The 14,367-nt window shown below is 74.1% G+C and carries 14 protein-coding genes; 8 read left to right on the top strand and 6 right to left on the bottom strand.

Features of this window, described 5'->3' with window-relative positions; genetic code table 11:
- Nucleotides 1-696 carry a glutathione S-transferase N-terminal domain-containing protein gene (locus tag ACE3Q3_RS12080; RefSeq protein WP_374446305.1) on the bottom strand — a complete coding sequence of 232 codons (696 nt, stop codon included), beginning with the start codon at nt 694-696 and terminating at the stop codon, nt 1-3.
- Between the two features lie 127 nt (nt 697-823).
- Here ACE3Q3_RS12080 and hemC point away from each other — a divergent pair, with 127 nt between their 5' ends.
- The 3 genes from hemC to ACE3Q3_RS12065 are packed head-to-tail and all read left to right on the top strand — an operon-like array spanning nt 824 to nt 4,789.
- Nucleotides 824-1,744, top strand: a complete 921-nt coding sequence (hemC, locus tag ACE3Q3_RS12075) for a hydroxymethylbilane synthase (protein ID WP_374446300.1) — start codon at nt 824-826, stop codon at nt 1,742-1,744.
- Complete coding sequence (locus ACE3Q3_RS12070; protein WP_374446297.1) at nt 1,744-3,462, top strand: uroporphyrinogen-III synthase; 1,719 nt, start codon at nt 1,744-1,746, stop codon at nt 3,460-3,462. Before hemC ends, ACE3Q3_RS12070 begins: the two co-directional genes overlap by 1 nt.
- 4 nt (nt 3,463-3,466) lie before the next feature.
- Entirely contained in the window at nt 3,467-4,789 is a 1,323-nt protein-coding gene (locus ACE3Q3_RS12065) for a heme biosynthesis protein HemY (protein WP_374446294.1), read from the top strand.
- 10 nt (nt 4,790-4,799) lie between these two features.
- Here the strand turns inward: ACE3Q3_RS12065 and cobU are convergent, their stop codons facing one another.
- The 3 genes from cobU to cobS are packed head-to-tail and all read right to left on the bottom strand — an operon-like array spanning nt 4,800 to nt 6,821.
- A complete protein-coding gene (gene cobU / locus ACE3Q3_RS12060; protein WP_374446291.1) occupies nt 4,800-5,375 on the bottom strand; it encodes a bifunctional adenosylcobinamide kinase/adenosylcobinamide-phosphate guanylyltransferase in 576 nt (191 codons plus the stop codon).
- 10 nt (nt 5,376-5,385) lie between these two features.
- Nucleotides 5,386-6,012: a histidine phosphatase family protein gene (locus tag ACE3Q3_RS12055; RefSeq protein WP_374446288.1), complete on the bottom strand. Its 627-nt coding sequence runs from the start codon at nt 6,010-6,012 to the stop codon at nt 5,386-5,388.
- Nucleotides 6,009-6,821, bottom strand: a complete 813-nt coding sequence (gene cobS / locus ACE3Q3_RS12050) for an adenosylcobinamide-GDP ribazoletransferase (protein ID WP_374446285.1) — start codon at nt 6,819-6,821, stop codon at nt 6,009-6,011. Before cobS ends, ACE3Q3_RS12055 begins: the two co-directional genes overlap by 4 nt.
- A 105-nt stretch (nt 6,822-6,926) precedes the next feature.
- On the opposite strand from cobS, the gene cobT reads away from it, so the two are divergent.
- The 5 genes from cobT to ACE3Q3_RS12025 all read left to right on the top strand — a co-directional run bounded on the left by cobT (nt 6,927) and on the right by ACE3Q3_RS12025 (nt 11,742).
- A complete protein-coding gene (gene cobT / locus ACE3Q3_RS12045) occupies nt 6,927-7,943 on the top strand; it encodes a nicotinate-nucleotide--dimethylbenzimidazole phosphoribosyltransferase (protein ID WP_374446281.1) in 1,017 nt (338 codons plus the stop codon).
- 158 nt (nt 7,944-8,101) lie between these two features.
- Nucleotides 8,102-9,394: an ActS/PrrB/RegB family redox-sensitive histidine kinase gene (locus ACE3Q3_RS12040; protein WP_374446278.1), complete on the top strand. Its 1,293-nt coding sequence runs from the start codon at nt 8,102-8,104 to the stop codon at nt 9,392-9,394.
- Nucleotides 9,391-9,942 carry an ActR/PrrA/RegA family redox response regulator transcription factor gene (locus tag ACE3Q3_RS12035; RefSeq protein WP_374446275.1) on the top strand — a complete coding sequence of 184 codons (552 nt, stop codon included), beginning with the start codon at nt 9,391-9,393 and terminating at the stop codon, nt 9,940-9,942. Before ACE3Q3_RS12040 ends, ACE3Q3_RS12035 begins: the two co-directional genes overlap by 4 nt.
- 20 nt (nt 9,943-9,962) lie before the next feature.
- Nucleotides 9,963-10,706, top strand: coding sequence for a metallophosphoesterase (locus ACE3Q3_RS12030; protein ID WP_374446272.1), 744 nt, complete (start codon nt 9,963-9,965; stop codon nt 10,704-10,706).
- Nucleotides 10,707-10,788: 82 nt separating this feature from the next.
- Nucleotides 10,789-11,742, top strand: a complete 954-nt coding sequence (locus ACE3Q3_RS12025; protein WP_374446269.1) for a UDP-glucuronic acid decarboxylase family protein — start codon at nt 10,789-10,791, stop codon at nt 11,740-11,742.
- Nucleotides 11,743-11,745: 3 nt separating this feature from the next.
- On the opposite strand, the gene ACE3Q3_RS12020 is transcribed toward ACE3Q3_RS12025, so the two are convergent.
- Nucleotides 11,746-12,405, bottom strand: coding sequence for a GNAT family N-acetyltransferase (locus ACE3Q3_RS12020; RefSeq protein ID WP_374446262.1), 660 nt, complete (start codon nt 12,403-12,405; stop codon nt 11,746-11,748).
- A 17-nt stretch (nt 12,406-12,422) separates the two neighbouring features.
- Complete coding sequence (locus ACE3Q3_RS12015) at nt 12,423-14,270, bottom strand: extracellular solute-binding protein (RefSeq protein WP_374446258.1); 1,848 nt, start codon at nt 14,268-14,270, stop codon at nt 12,423-12,425.
- Nucleotides 14,271-14,367: the final 97 nt, after the last annotated feature.

The raw sequence follows: 14,367 nt of genomic DNA, 5'->3' as shown, positions 1-14,367 counted from the left end.
CTAGCGGCGGGCGTACTGCTCGGCGCCGAACAGCACGGCGCGCTGCTTCTCGTCGATCGGACCCTGGCGGCGGCGCTCGGCCAGCACCTTCATGCCGCGCTCGGTCGCCGGGCGCGCCGCGATCGCGTCCATCCAGCGCGACAGGTTCCGGAACTCCGCCACCGGCCCGTCGCCGGCCTTGTAGGAGGCGAGCCACGGGTAGCAGGCCATGTCGGCGATCGTGTAGTCCGCCCCGGCGAGGTAGGCGCTTTCGCCGAGGCGGCGGTCCATGACGCCGCAGATGCGCTTGGCCTCGTTGGCGTAGCGGTCGATGGCGTAGGCGATCTTCTCCGGCGCGTAGTTCCGGAAATGGCCGCGCTGCCCGAACATCGGGCCGACGCTCGCCATCTGGAACATCAGCCACTGGGTGACCAGCCAGCGCTCGCGCGGGGCCTGCGGATAGAAGCGGCCGGTCTTCTCGCCGAGATACATCAGGATCGCACCCGACTCGAAGATCGAGATCGGCTCGCCGCCGGGCCCGTCGGTGTCGACGATCGCCGGCATCTTGTTGTTCGGGCTGATCTTCAGGAAGTCCGGCCGGAACTGCTCGCCGGCGCCGATGTCGACGGGGTGGACCCGGTAGGGCAACCCGGTCTCCTCCAGCATCAGGTGGACCTTCTGGCCGTTCGGCGTCGGCCAGGTGTAGAGCTCGATCATCGTCGGGGGGCCTTTCGGATGGCCGGTCCGGGCGGGCGGCCGGCGGCGGTTCTGCGACACGCCGTCCCGACATGCGGCAGCAGAGACGGCTTTTCAACCCCGGCCGCGGCGCTTAAACCCTCCCCGCATGGAACGCTTGCGCATCGGCACCCGCGGCAGCCCGCTGGCACTGTGGCAGGCCGGCGCGGTGCGCGCGGCGATTGCCGCGGCGGCGCCGGAACTGGCGGGCGGCGACCGGATCGAGATCGTCGTCATCCGCACCACCGGCGACCGCGTGCAGGATCGCACCCTCTCCGAGATCGGCGGCAAGGGCCTCTTCACCAAGGAGATCGAGGACCAGCTCGCATCGGGCGCCATCGACCTCGCCGTGCATTCGATGAAGGACATGCCGACGGTCCTGCCCGACGGCCTCGTCATCGACGCCATGCTGCCGCGGGCCGACCCCCGCGACGCGCTGGTCGCACTGGCGCCGGGCGGGATCGACGCCCTGCCGCCGGGTGCGGTCGTCGGCACCGCCTCGCTGCGCCGCCAGGCGCAGCTCCTGCACCGCCGCCCCGACCTCCGGATCGTGCCGTTCCGTGGCAATGTCGACACCCGCCTCGCCAAGCTCGCTGCCGGCCAGGCCGCAGCCACCGTGCTGGCGCTGGCGGGCCTGCAGCGGCTCGGCAAGCCGGAGGTCGCCTCCGCCGTCCTGGAGCCGGAGGCGATGCTGCCCGCCGTCGCCCAGGGCGCGATCGGCATCGAGCGCCGGGCCGGCGACGCGCGCGCGGCCGGTCTGGTGGCGCGCATCGCCGACCGGCCGACGATGACCGCGGTCGCCGCCGAGCGCGCCCTGCTGGCGGCACTCGACGGCTCGTGCCGCACGCCGATCGCGGCGCTCGCGGAACTGGACGGGGCCGGCGGCATCACCCTGCGCGGGCTGGTGGCGACGCCCGACGGCGCCCGCGTCGTCGCCGGCGACTGGAGTGCGGCGGCCGCCGATGCGGCGCGGCTCGGGCAGGAGGCCGGCAGCGAGCTTCGCGCCCGCGCGGCCTTCCTCGAGCCCTGATGCACGTCCTCGTCACCCGGCCCGAGCCGGAGGCGCGAGCGCTCGCCGCGCAGCTCGCGGCGGCCGGCGTCCGCTCGACGCTGGCGCCGCTGCTGCGGATCGAGCCCATAGAGGACGCCGCGGCCGGTTTGGCGGCGGCGCTCGACGGCGCCCGCGCCCTCCTCTTCACCAGCGCCAACGGCGTCGCCGCCTTCGCCGCCCTCGAACCGCGCCGCGACCTGCCGGTCTTCGCGGTCGGGCCGGCGACCGAGGCGGCGGCTCGCGCCGCCGGCTTCGCCGAGGTCGCCGGCGCCGACGGCGACCAGGCGGCCCTGCTCCGGCTCGTCGCCGAGCGGCTGCCGCCCGGCCCGGACCCGCTCGTCCATGCCTCGGGCGAAGACGTCGCCGGCGACCTCGCGGGCGCGCTGGCCGCGGCGGGCTTCGCGCTCCGCCGCGTCGTGCTCTACCGCGCGGTGCCGGCGCCCGAACTGCCCGAGGCCGCGCGGGACGCGCTGGCGGCGGGAACCCTCGACGGGGTGCTGCTGTTCTCGCCGCGCACGGCGGGGCGGTTCGCCGAACTGGCGGAGGCCGCCGGACCGGCGATCACGTCCGGGCTGCCCGTCGCCTACTGCCTCAGCCCGGCGGTGGCGGATGCGGCCGCCCGGCTGCCATGGCGCGCCGTCCGGGTGGCCAGGGAACCGAACACGCCGTCGCTCCTCCGCCTCGTCGAGGACGACCGGCCGAAGAGCGAGGAGCCGACGATGAAGGAACCGGAGGCCGTGGCGAACGGTCCGGCGCAGCCGGACCGCGGCGCGACCGTTGTCGAGCCTTCTCCGTCGCCGAGCCGGGAACCCGCCCATCCCGGGCCCGCGCGGACCGCCGTCGTGGCGGCGCTGGTCGCGCTGGTCGTCGCCCTGATCGCGCCCCTCCTCTACGGGCTTTTCGGGCTCGACCGGCGGGGGCCGGCCGACCCGGTCGATCTCCGCCCGCTGGAAGGCCGGATCGCCGCCCTGGAGCGCCGGCCGCCGCCGGATACGGCGCCGCTTTCCGATGCCATCCGCCGCCTGCAGGCGGACGTCGCCCGGCTCGGCGAACGGCCGGCCGCCGATCCCGCGCTCGCGGCCGAGATCCAGCGCCTGCGGGGCATGGTGGATGCCCTCACCCGGCGCCTCGCCGAGACCGAGACGGCGATGCGCGACAACCGCCTGCGCGACCGGATCGGCGAGCGTGCCCTGGTCGCCGTGACGGCGCTGCGCGCCGCGGCCGAGCGCGGACCTTTCCCGGGCGAACTGGAGGCGGCGCGCGCCGCGCTGGCGGAGGATCCGGCGGCACGCGAGGCGGTCGAGGCGCTGGCGCCCTTCGCCGACCGCGGCGTGCCCGATGCCGGCGCGCTGGCCCGCCGCTTCGACCTCGTCTCGGCCGCCGTCATCCAGGCGGCGCGCCGCGCGCCCGACGGCGACTGGGTCGACCGCACGGTCGAGCGCATGTCGGCGGTCCTGACGGTGCGCCGGGTCGAGGCGCCGCCCGCCGGCACCCCCGACGCCCATGTCGCGACGGCCGAGAAGGCACTGGCCGGGCGCGACGTCGCCGCCGCGCTCGATGCGCTGGCGCCGATCCGCGACGCGGTCGTCCGGGCGGCCCCCGACTGGCTGGCCGCCGCCGAGCAGCGCCGCGCCGTCGACACCGCGATCACGCGGGCCTCGCGCCGCGTCGCCGCCATCCTCGGCCAGGACCGCTGAGCCGATGCGGCGCCTGCTCCTCTTCGTCGCCCTGGCCGCGGTCGTCGTCGCCGTCGCCGTGTGGGTCGCCGACCGTCCCGGCCAGATCGCCATCCACTGGCAGGGCTGGCGGGTCGACACGTCGGTGGCGATGCTGCTGCTGGTCACGGCGGCCCTGGCGCTCGCCTTCGCGCTCGGGCTCCGCTTCCTCGGCTGGATCGTCCGCGTGCCCCGCCGCTGGCGGCGCTGGATCCAGGAGCGGCGCCGGCGGCGCGGCTACCAGGCCTTGACGGTCGGCATGGTCGCGGTGGCGGCGGGCGACCCGGAGGAGGCGGTCCGCCAGGCGCGGCGCGCCGACGTCCTGCTCGACGAGCCGCCGCTGACGATGCTGCTGTCGGCCCAGGCGGCCCAGCTCAACGGCGACGAGGCGGCGGCGCGGCGCTACTTCACCGCCATGCTCGACCGTCGCGAGACCGAGTTCCTCGGGCTGCGCGGGCTGCTCATGCAGGCGATGCGTGCCGGCGACAGCCCGGCCGCGCTCGAGCTCGCCCGCCGCGCCCGCCGACTGCGCCCCGATACGCCCTGGGTCCTGACGACGCTGTTCGAACTGGAGAGCCGGGCCGGGCAGTGGCGGGGCGCCGAGGCGACGCTGGCGGAGGCCCAGCGCCGGCGCGTGCTCCCGGTCGAGACGGCGCGGCACCGCCGGGCGGCGGTGCTGCTCGAGCAGGCGCGGGCCGCCGAGGCGGACGACCGCCTGCGCGACGCCGGCGACCTCGCCGCCCGCGCCCACGACGAGGACCGGTCGTTCGCGCCGGCGACGGCCGCCTATGTGCGGCTGCTGGGCGCGACCGACCGCCAGCGCAAGGCCGAGCGCGTGGCGGAGAAGGCGTGGCCGCTCGGGCCGCATCCGGACATCGTCGCCGCCTATGCCGCGCTGGCCGCGCACGCCGACCCGGTCGACGCCGCACGACGCATCGAACGGCTGGTCGCCGGCCTGCCCGACCATGTCGAGAGCCGGATGGCCGTGGCCGCGGCCGCACTCCGCGCCGGCCTCTGGGGCGAGGCGCGCCGCCAGCTCGAAGCCGTCGTTGCCGAACGTCCCTCGTCGCGTGCCTATGCCCTCCTGGCCGAGGTCGAGGAGGGCGAGACCGGCGATCCGGTCGCCGGCCAGAAATGGCTGCGGCTCGCGGCCGACGCGCCGCCGGCGGAGGCCTGGACCTGCACCGCATGCGCCAGCGTCGCCGCCGCCTGGCACGCCATCTGCCCGGCCTGCGGCGCCGTCGACGGGATGCGCTGGCAGGTTCCGGCCGGCGCTCCGCTGCTGCCGCGCACGGCGGAGAGCGCCTGACGCCCGGGCGTCAGCCCGGCAGGTCGGATTCCTCACCCTTCACGGTCATCGGCAGGCCGGCGACCATCATCACCACCCGGTCGGCCATCTCGGCGATGCGCTGGTTCATGCGCCCCGCATGGTCGCGGAAGGCGCGCGCCAGCGCGTTCTCGGGCACGATGCCCTGGCCGACCTCGTTGGCGACCAGGACGACGGGCACCGATGCCTCCTCCAGCGTCGCCAGCAGCCGGTCGGTGGCCGGCTCGACGGCGCGGCCCTCCAGCATCAGGTTGGACAGCCACAGGGTCAGGCAGTCGACCAGGATCGGGCGTCCGGGAAGGGCGTGGGCCTCGATCGCATGGGCGAGGTGGAGCGGTTCCTCGACCGTCGTCCAGAACGGGCCCCGCCGTTCGCGGTGGTGGCGGATGCGCGCTTCCATCTCGCCGTCGCCGGCCGCGGCCGTCGCGATGTAGAGGCCGTTGCCGGCGGCCTCCTCGACGAGCGCCTCGGCGTGCCGGCTCTTGCCCGAGCGCGCCCCGCCGAGGATCAGCGTCACCGGCGGCAGGGCGACGAAGCCGAGGATGCCGGGCGGCGGGCGGCGGGCCATCGGTCCGGTCCTAGGCGGCCATGTGGTTGACGAGCGCGACCCGCCACCCGTGGCCGAGTCCGGGGCCGTCGACATGCTCGAGCCGGGTCAGGGAGACGTTGTCGATCGAGAATGCCAGCGCGGTTTCCGGCGGCACCTGGAGGGCGTGGGCGATGGCGGCGCGGATGGTCCCGCCGTGGGTGACGGCGACGATGTCGCGGCCGCGATGTTCCAGCGTCAGCCGGTCGATCGCCGGCGCCACCCGCCCGAGCAGGTCGACGAAGCTCTCGCCGCCGGGCGGCGCCTCGTGCGCCGGCGCCAGCCAGAAGCGATGCCAGGACTCGCCGCGCTTCTCCTGCAGTTCGGCGTATTTCAGCCCCTGCCAGTCGCCGAAGGACTGCTCGACGAAGGCCGGCTCGCGCAACGGGTCCGGGCCGGTGGCGCCGGCGGCGCGCAGCGCGTCCGCGGTCTGGACGGTGCGCAGCAGCGTGCTGGTGACCCATATGGCGTCGTCCGGAAGCCGCTGCGCCAGCGCCTCGAACAGGGGGCGGTCGGAACAGTCGCACGGGTGATCGGTCTGGCCGTAGATGCGGCCGTCGTTGACGCGCACGGGCGCATGGCGCACCCACCACCAGCGCGTCACGGTGCTCACGGTCATGGCTGGCCGATCCAGCGGCCGATGACCGAGGGGTCGGTGGACAGGGCCAGAAGCATCGCCGTCTCCGTCGTCTGCTGCGTCGCTCCGAGAACGTCGCCGGTGTAGCCGCCGACCTGCCGGCGCGCAAGCAGCGCCAGGGCGACCGTCGCGATCGCCGCCGCCGCCGCCGCGCGGGCCGCGGCGAGAGGTCCGACGGCGGTCGCGGCGAGGCCGAGGCCGAGCAGCAGCGCGATCGCCGCCGTCGCGCCCGAAGGGCGTCCGAGCCCGGCGCCGAGCCCGTCGCTGCGTGCCGGCGGCAGGGCGATCGCGACGGCCGGGAAGGTGGCGCGCGACAGCGCCCCGGCGGCGGCGAGCGCGGCGCAGGCCGCGACGGGCGCGAGCGCGGCCAGCGCCGCCACCTTCAGCGCCAGCGCGAGGCCGAGCGCCAGCACGCCGTAGGTGCCGATGCGGCTGTCGCGCATGATCGCCAGCCGCTCGGCCGGCGTCCGCCGGGCACCGAAGCCGTCGGCGGTGTCGGCGAGGCCATCCTCGTGCAGGCCGCCGGTGAGGAGCGCGGCGGCGGCCAGCGCCAGCAGCGGGCCGGCCACCGCCGGCAGGCCGGCGGCATCGGCGGCGACGAGGACCAGTCCAGCGGCGAATCCGAGGAGCGCCCCGACCAGGGGGCAGACGCGCAGGGAGCGCGCCGCCGCGCCCGGCACCGGCGGCGCCGGGTCGCCCGGCAACGGCACGCGGGTCAGAAGCTGTCCCGCCCGCCGAAGGTCGGCGAGCCAGGCGGCGGCACGGAAATCGTCGGGCGGGGCCGGGTCCACGGGCGCCAGCAATAGCCCGGCGGACGGCGGGGCCGCCATACCGACCGAGGTTGACCGGCCCCCCCATCGGTCCTATGCGGGGGACGCCACCGACCCCAGGACCCCATGCCAGACCCGATCGCCACGCTCGACGAGATGCGCCGCATCCTCGCCATGCTGCCCGGCCCCGACCTCGCCGCCGGCGCCGCGGCGGCCGAGCGCGAGCGCCGGCTGACCAAGCCCGCGGGCGCGCTCGGCCGGCTGGAGGCGGTGGCGGAATGGCTCGCGACCTGGCAGGGGCGGCACCCGCCGGACGTGCGGCGGCCGCGCACCATCGTGTTCGCCGCCAACCATGGCGTCGCGGCGCGCGGGGTCTCCGCCTACCCGCAGGCGGTGACCCAGCAGATGATGGCGAACTTCGCGGCCGGCGGGGCGGCGGTGAACCAGATCTGCACCAGCGTCGATGCCGACCTCCGGGTCTACGAACTCGACCTCGAGCACCCGACGGCGGACTTCACCACCGGCCCCGCCATGACCGAGGAGGGCTGCGCGCGGGCCATGGCCTACGGCATGATGGCGGTCGAGCCCGGGGTCGATCTCATCGCCCTGGGCGAGATGGGGATCGGCAACACGACGGCCGCCGCCGCCCTGGCGCTGGCGCTCTTCGGCGGCGCGGCCACCGACTGGGTCGGGCCCGGGACCGGCGTCGCCGGCCGGGCGCTGGCGGCGAAGACGGCGGCGGTCGCGGCGGCGGTCGCGGCGAACGGCGCGGCCGGCGACCCGTTCGAGACGATGCGGCGGCTCGGCGGCTACGAACTGGCGGCGATCGCCGGTGCAGTCATGGCCGCCCGCCTCGCCCGCATCCCGGTGCTCATCGACGGCTACGCGGCCACGGCGGCGGCCGCCACCCTCTTCGCGGCCGACCCGCGGGCGCTCGATCATTGCCTGGTCGGCCATTGCTCGGCCGAACCGGGGCATCGCCGCCTGCTCGACCGCCTCGGCCAAGAGCCGCTCCTCGACCTCGGGATGCGGCTCGGCGAAGGCTCGGGCGCGACGCTGGCGATCGCCCTGGTCAAGGCGGCCGCCGCCTGTCATGCCGGCATGGCCACCTTCGCCGAAGCGGGCGTCAGCGGCCCGGCCTGAACGCCGGTGCATCCTGCGCCTCATCCGCCACGCGGCCGGTCGGCGGCCGTCGACTCGGGCCGTGCGCGCGGCGCCGAAGCGGCGTATCGTGCACCATGCGGCAATCTACCGCAGAGGCGGCGTACCATGCGCCGGATGAACGGGGACGGGGCCGGACGATGGCGCTGATCGCCGCCGGCCGCCCGCGCCTCGACGGCCGCGGCTGGGTCAACCTGCGCACCCTGGTGGCGATCCGCTGGCTGGCGGTGATCGGCCAGGCGGCGACGCTGCTCTTCGTGCACGTCTCGCTCGAGTATCCGCTGCCGCTGGTCACGGCGCTCCTTGTCGTCGGCGCCTCGGCCGCGGTCAACGTGGTGGCGACCCTGCAGCGGCCGGTGCAGACGCGGCTGACCGACCGCGACGTCGCCGCCTATCTCGCCTTCGACGTCTTCCAGCTCGCGGGCCTGCTGTTCCTCACCGGCGGGCTCGACAATCCGTTCGCGGTGCTGATCCTGGCGCCGGTCACGGTATCCGCCACCATCCTGTCGCGGCCGACCACGATCGGCCTCTGCTTCTTCACGCTCTTCGCCATCGCGGTGCTGGCCGTCTTCCGCTGGCCCCTGCCGTGGCCGGCGCCGGGGCTGGAGCTGCCCTCGACCTACCGCTTCGGCGTCGCCGCGGCGCTGATGCTGGCGACCGTGTTCATCGCCGCCTACACGTGGCAGGTCACCGCCGAGGCGCGGCGCCTCACCGACGCGCTGGCCGCGACCCAGATCGCGCTGGCGCGCGAGCAGCAGCTTTCGGCGGTGGGTGCGCTCGCCGCCGCGGCGGCCCACGAACTGGGCTCGCCGCTCGGCACGATCGCCGTCGTCGCCCGCGAACTGGCGCGCGACCTGCCGGACGGGCCGTGGCGCGACGACCTGGCGCTCCTCGAAAGCCAGGTCGCCCGCTGCCGCGAGATCCTGGCGGAGCTGGCGCAGCGGCCGGAGCGCACGGCGCCGTTCGACGGAATTCCGCTGTCGCTGCTGGTCGAACTCGCCGCGGCGCCGCACCGCCCGCCGCACATCGCCTTCGAGATCGCCCGCGAGGGCGCGGGCGATGCGACCGAGCCCCTGGTGCCGGAACGGCCGGAACTGCGCCACGGGCTCGGCAACCTGCTGCAGAACGCCTTCCAGTTCGCAGATTCCGAAGTGCATGCTACGGTCGGCTGGAACGGCGCGCAGACGTGGATCGTCGTGCGCGACGACGGGCCCGGATTCCGGCCGGAGGTGCTGGCCCGGATCGGCGAGCCGTACGTGTCCGGCCGCGAGCGCCCGGGCGGCTCGATGGGGCTCGGTATCTTCATCGCCGAGACGTTGCTGGCCCGGACCGGCGGGGAAATGGCGGTCGAGAACGCGGCCGACGGCGGAGCCGAAGTGACGATCCGCTGGCACCGCGACAGACTGGAGGGGCAGGAGCAGCCACGCGCATGACCGAACCGACCGAACCGCCCACCGGGCCGACCCTGCTCATCGTCGACGACGACGCGCCGCTCCGCACCCGCCTCGCGACCGCCATGGAGCGCCGCGGCTACCAGGTGACGGTGGCCGAGAGCGTCGCCGCCGGCATCGCCGCCGCGCGCGGCGTCCGCCCGCTCTACGCCGTGTGCGACCTGAAGCTCGGCGACGGCAACGGGCTCGAGGTGGTGCAGGCGGTGCGCGCCGCCCGGCCCGACGCCCGCATCGTCGTGCTGACCGGCTACGGCAACATCGCGACCGCGGTCGCGGCGGTGAAGGCGGGCGCGGTCGACTACCTTGCCAAGCCGACCGACGCCGACGCGATCGAGGCGGCGCTGCGCGCCCAGGGCGACAAGCTGCCGAGCCCGCCGGAACAGCCGATGTCCGCGGACCGGGTGCGCTGGGAACATATCCAGCGCGTCTTCGAGCAGTGCGAGCGCAACGTCTCGGAAACCGCGCGGCGCCTGCGCATGCACCGCCGGACGCTGCAGCGCATCCTCAACAAGCACGCCCCGCGCGACTGAGGGCCGGAGCGCGGCGACGGATGGCGCCGGCGCCCTGTGTACCGGACGGCACCGTCGTCTACGCCGTCGGGGACGTCCACGGCCGCGACGACCTGCTGGCCGAACTGCACGACCGCATCCGGGCGGATGCGGCCCGGCGGGCGGCGGGGCGGCGCGTCCTCGTCCATCTCGGCGACTATGTCGATCGCGGCCCGGCCTCCCGCCACGTCGTCGAGCGTCTGGCGGGGGAGAGCCTGCCCGGCTTCGAGACCGTGTCGCTGAAGGGCAACCACGAGGCCTTCCTCCTGGGCTTCCTGCGCGGCGCCGAAACCGCGGGCGGGTGGCTCGCCAACGGCGGCGCGGCGACCCTCTTCAGCTACGGCGTCGCGCCGCCCGATCCGTGGGACGAGGAGGATGTCGACCGCGCCCGCGCCGCGCTCGCGGCCGCCCTGCCCGCCCGTCACCGCAGCTTCCTCGCGCGCCTGCGGCCGGCCCACCAGGAAGGCGACTACCTGTTCGTCCATGCCGGAATCCGGCCCTGGGCGCCCCTCGACCGGCAGGTCGAAGCCGACCTCCTGTGGATCCGGGAGCCGTTTCTCGAATGGCCCAGGCCGTTCGGCGCGATCGTCGTCCACGGCCATACGATCGTCCGCGGCCCGGACGTCCGCCACAACCGCATCGGCATCGACACCGGCGCCTACACCTCGGGCGTGCTCACCGCCGTCGTCCTGGAAGGGCCCGAGCGGGCGTTCCTCGCGACCGGGACGCCCGCATCGGCCGAGTGACGCGGGGGCGGCCGGACGTGACGGGCGGGGCGGGATCGGCTATCGAGGGCCGGTCTCCCTCCATTCGCGGACGAATCCGGACATGAACAAGCGCATCCTGGTGACCGGCGGGGCGGGCTTTCTCGGCTCCCACCTGGTGGAGCGGCTGCTGGCCGAGGGTCACGAGGTGCTCTCGGTCGACAACTACTTCACCGGCCGCCGGGCCAACCTGGCCCACCTCCTGGACGACAAGCGGCTGGAGGCGATGCGCCACGACATCACCTTTCCGCTCTATGTCGAGGTCGACGAGATCTACAACCTCGCCTGCCCCGCCTCGCCGATCCACTACCAGTTCGACCCGGTGCAGACGACCAAGACCAGCGTGCTCGGCTCGATCAACATGCTGGGGCTGGCCAAGCGGCTGAAGGCCAAGATCCTCCTGTCCTCGACATCGGAGGTCTATGGCGACCCGCTCGTCCACCCGCAGACCGAGGAATACCGCGGCAACGTCAACACCATCGGCCCGCGCGCCTGCTACGACGAGGGCAAGCGCTGCGCCGAGACGCTGTTCTTCGACTACCACCGCCAGCACGGGCTGCGCATCCGGGTGGCGCGCATCTTCAACACCTACGGTCCGCGGATGCACCCCAACGACGGGCGGGTGGTGTCGAACTTCGTCGTCCAGGCCCTGAAGAACGCGCCCATCAGCGTCTATGGCGACGGGATGCAGACGCGGGCCTTCTGCTACGTCGACGACATGATCGACGGCCTGTGGCGTCTCATGAACGCCCCGGACGCCGTGACCGGGCCGATCAACATCGGCAATCCCGTCGAAATTCCGGTCATCGAGCTGGCCCGCCGGGTGATCGCGATGACCGGCTCGCGCTCGACGATCGAGCATCGGCCGCTGCCGGTGGACGACCCGCTGCAGCGCTGCCCGGTGATCGACAAGGCGCGGGACCTGCTCGGCTGGAATCCGGGGGTGCCGCTGGAGATCGGCCTCGGCAAGACGATCGCCTATTTCGACGGCGAGCTGCGCCGCGGCGCGATCGCCTGACGTTCAGTCGCCGGCGGGCCGGAGCCAGCCGCCGGCGGGCCGGAGCAGGGGGACGTGCGGGGCCGCGTCCGGCGGCAGCAGCCCGGCGAGGCGCGGATCGTCCAGCACCTCGACCCCGGTGGCGTAGGCGGCGAAACCGCAGGCGAGATAGAAGGGCACGGCGGCCGGGTGGTCGTGGGTGCAGGTGTGCAGCCACACCCGCTCCGGCCCGCCGGCGAAGGCGTGGGCGAGCGTGGCGGCCATCATCCGCCGGCCGAGGCCGCGGCCCGTCGCTTCGGGGACAAGGCCGAAATCGAGGATCTCGACCGATCGCGGGTCGCCGCGGTCGAGGACGACCAGCCCCACCTCCGCCCGCGCTTCGCAGGCGACGAAGATCTCGAGCGACGGATCGGCGATGGCTTCGGCCAGCGCCGCATCGTCGAGTTCGAGATGCATGGACCACAGCCACGGCGTCCCGACCCGCAGGAACAGGGCCCGGTACCAGGCGGGATCGGGCCGGACGACCCGGCGCAGCGCCAGCGGCGGAGCGATCGGGGTCGCGGGCGGCGCCCGCATCTCGAGCCAGGTGACCACGTTCAGGATCTTGCCCGGCGGGAAGACGTGGTAGCCGTCGGCCAGCGGGGCCGGCCCGGTCGTCCGGCCGTCGCAGGACGCCTTCGTCATCGCCGGCCGAACCCGGCTCAGTTGGAGCGGTTCGGCCGCCGGACGCGCAGGGCCGCGTCCCTGGCCGGATCGACCCACCAGGTCGAGAGGAAGCCCAGGCTGTACCTGGCGGTGACGGGCGGGCGCGCAAAACGGTCCCAGTAGGCGATCCGCCAGGTGCGGATATGCCAGTTGGGGATGGTGTAGTGGCCCCACAGCAGCACGCGGTCGAGGGCGCGCGTGCGGGTGACCAGCGCCTGACGGTCGGGCGCGTTGACGACGAGGTCGACCAGCCGGTCGACCACCGGATCGGCGATGCCGATGGTGTTGCGGCTGCCCTCGACCTTGGCGGCGGCCGACGACCACATGTCGCGCTGCTCGTTGCCGGGCGAGAGCGACTGCGGGAAGACCTCGACCGTCATGTCGTAGTCGAAGGTCTCCATGCGCTTCTGGTACTGCGCCGTGTCGACGGTACGGACGCGCGCCTGGATGCCGAGTCGCTCCAGGTTCTTGACGAAGGGCAGCGCGATGCGCTCCCAGGTCGGCTGCGACAGCAGGATCTCGAACGTCATCGCCTGGCCGGTCTTCTCGTCGACGAGCCGGCGATCGCGGATCGTCCAGCCGGCCTGCTTCAGCAGTTCGAAGGCGATGCGCAGGTTGTCGCGCAGGTTGCCGCTGCCGTCGGTGCTGGGCGGCTCGTAGGCCGTGGTGAAGACCTCTTCCGGAAGCTGCTTGCGGAAGGGTTCGAGGATCGCCAGTTCGGCCGGGCTCGGCAGGCCGGAGGCGGCAAGCTCGGAATTCGAGAAGTAGCTGCGGGTGCGGGTATAGGCACCGTAGAAGAGGGTCCGGTTCGTCCACTCGAAATCGAACGCATACCCGATCGCCTGCCGGACCCGGCGGTCGGCGAAGATCGGGCGGCGGATGTTGAAGACGAAGCCCTGCATGCCGGTCGGCTGCTCGTTGGCGATCTCCTCGCGCTTGATGAGCCCCTCGGAGACGGCCGGCGCGTCGTAGCCCGTGGCCCAGTCCTTGGCCACGTTCTCCTGCCGGAAGTCGTACTCGCCGCCCTTGAAGGCCTCCAGCGCCACCGTCGAGTCGCGGTAGTAGTCGAAGCGGATGCGTCCGAAATTGTACTGGCCCTTGAGGGCCGGGATGTTCTCCGACCAGTGGTTTTCGATCCGCCGGTAGGTGATCGAACGGCCGGCGTCGGCCGTCTCGACGACGTAGGGCCCGCTGCCGAGGGGCGCCTCCAGGGTCGTCTTCTCGAAGTCCCGCGTCGACCAGTAGGCGCGGGACAGGACCGGCATCTGGCCGACGATCAGGGGCAGTTCGGGGTTGTCGTTGGCGCGGAAGGTGAACCGCACCTGGCGGGGGCCGGTCGCCTCCGCCTTGATCACGTCGGCGTAGTAGGTGCGATAGAAGGGAGCGCCCTTCGCCTTCAGGGTCTCGAAGGAGAAGACGAGGTCGTCGGCGGTGACCGGGCTGCCGTCGTTGAAGCGCGCCTGCGGCCGCAGGTTGAACGCGACCCAGCTCCGATCGGCGGGTACGACGAAGCTCTCGGCCACCACGCCGTACTCGGAAAAGGCCTCGTCGCCCGAATTCATGGTCAGGGTCTGGAACAACAGGCCGGCGCCGGCGGCGGGCACGCCCTTCAGCGTGAAGGGGTTGAGCGTGTCGTAGGTGCCGATCGCCGCCATGCGGACGGTACCGCCCTTCGGCGCGTCGGGATTGACGTAGTCGAAATGGGTGAAGCCCGGCGGATACTTGAGCTCGCCGAACATCGACATGCCGTGGCGCGGCGTCTCGTCCGCCAGGGCGGGCGCCAGAGGGGGCGACGCGACGGCCAGCAGGGCGGCGGCGAGGATGCTGCGGGCGATGGCATTCATCGGCGGCCTCTCGTTGCGGTCGCGACTCGGATCCTACCTGTGGCGTCGGAAGGGCGACGGCAAGCCGTGCCCGCCGCCGCGATCGATGAATTCGCGG

Source organism: Allostella sp., from assembly GCF_041913585.1.
Taxonomy (GTDB): Bacteria; Pseudomonadota; Alphaproteobacteria; order ATCC43930; family Allostellaceae; genus Allostella.
The sequence above is the reverse complement of the archived record's forward strand: the minus strand, read 5'-3'. Positions and strand labels throughout refer to the sequence as shown.

Coding starts and splice junctions, on each gene's coding strand:
- ACE3Q3_RS12080 (WP_374446305.1), bottom strand. CDS start 696: ATGATCGAGCTCTACACCTGGCCGACGCCGAACGGCCAGAAGGTCCAC.
- hemC (WP_374446300.1), top strand. CDS start 824: ATGGAACGCTTGCGCATCGGCACCCGCGGCAGCCCGCTGGCACTGTGG.
- ACE3Q3_RS12070 (WP_374446297.1), top strand. CDS start 1,744: ATGCACGTCCTCGTCACCCGGCCCGAGCCGGAGGCGCGAGCGCTCGCC.
- ACE3Q3_RS12065 (WP_374446294.1), top strand. CDS start 3,467: ATGCGGCGCCTGCTCCTCTTCGTCGCCCTGGCCGCGGTCGTCGTCGCC.
- cobU (WP_374446291.1), bottom strand. CDS start 5,375: ATGGCCCGCCGCCCGCCGCCCGGCATCCTCGGCTTCGTCGCCCTGCCG.
- ACE3Q3_RS12055 (WP_374446288.1), bottom strand. CDS start 6,012: ATGACCGTGAGCACCGTGACGCGCTGGTGGTGGGTGCGCCATGCGCCC.
- cobT (WP_374446281.1), top strand. CDS start 6,927: ATGCCAGACCCGATCGCCACGCTCGACGAGATGCGCCGCATCCTCGCC.
- ACE3Q3_RS12040 (WP_374446278.1), top strand. CDS start 8,102: ATGGCGCTGATCGCCGCCGGCCGCCCGCGCCTCGACGGCCGCGGCTGG.
- ACE3Q3_RS12035 (WP_374446275.1), top strand. CDS start 9,391: ATGACCGAACCGACCGAACCGCCCACCGGGCCGACCCTGCTCATCGTC.
- ACE3Q3_RS12030 (WP_374446272.1), top strand. CDS start 9,963: ATGGCGCCGGCGCCCTGTGTACCGGACGGCACCGTCGTCTACGCCGTC.
- ACE3Q3_RS12025 (WP_374446269.1), top strand. CDS start 10,789: ATGAACAAGCGCATCCTGGTGACCGGCGGGGCGGGCTTTCTCGGCTCC.
- ACE3Q3_RS12020 (WP_374446262.1), bottom strand. CDS start 12,405: ATGACGAAGGCGTCCTGCGACGGCCGGACGACCGGGCCGGCCCCGCTG.
- ACE3Q3_RS12015 (WP_374446258.1), bottom strand. CDS start 14,270: ATGAATGCCATCGCCCGCAGCATCCTCGCCGCCGCCCTGCTGGCCGTC.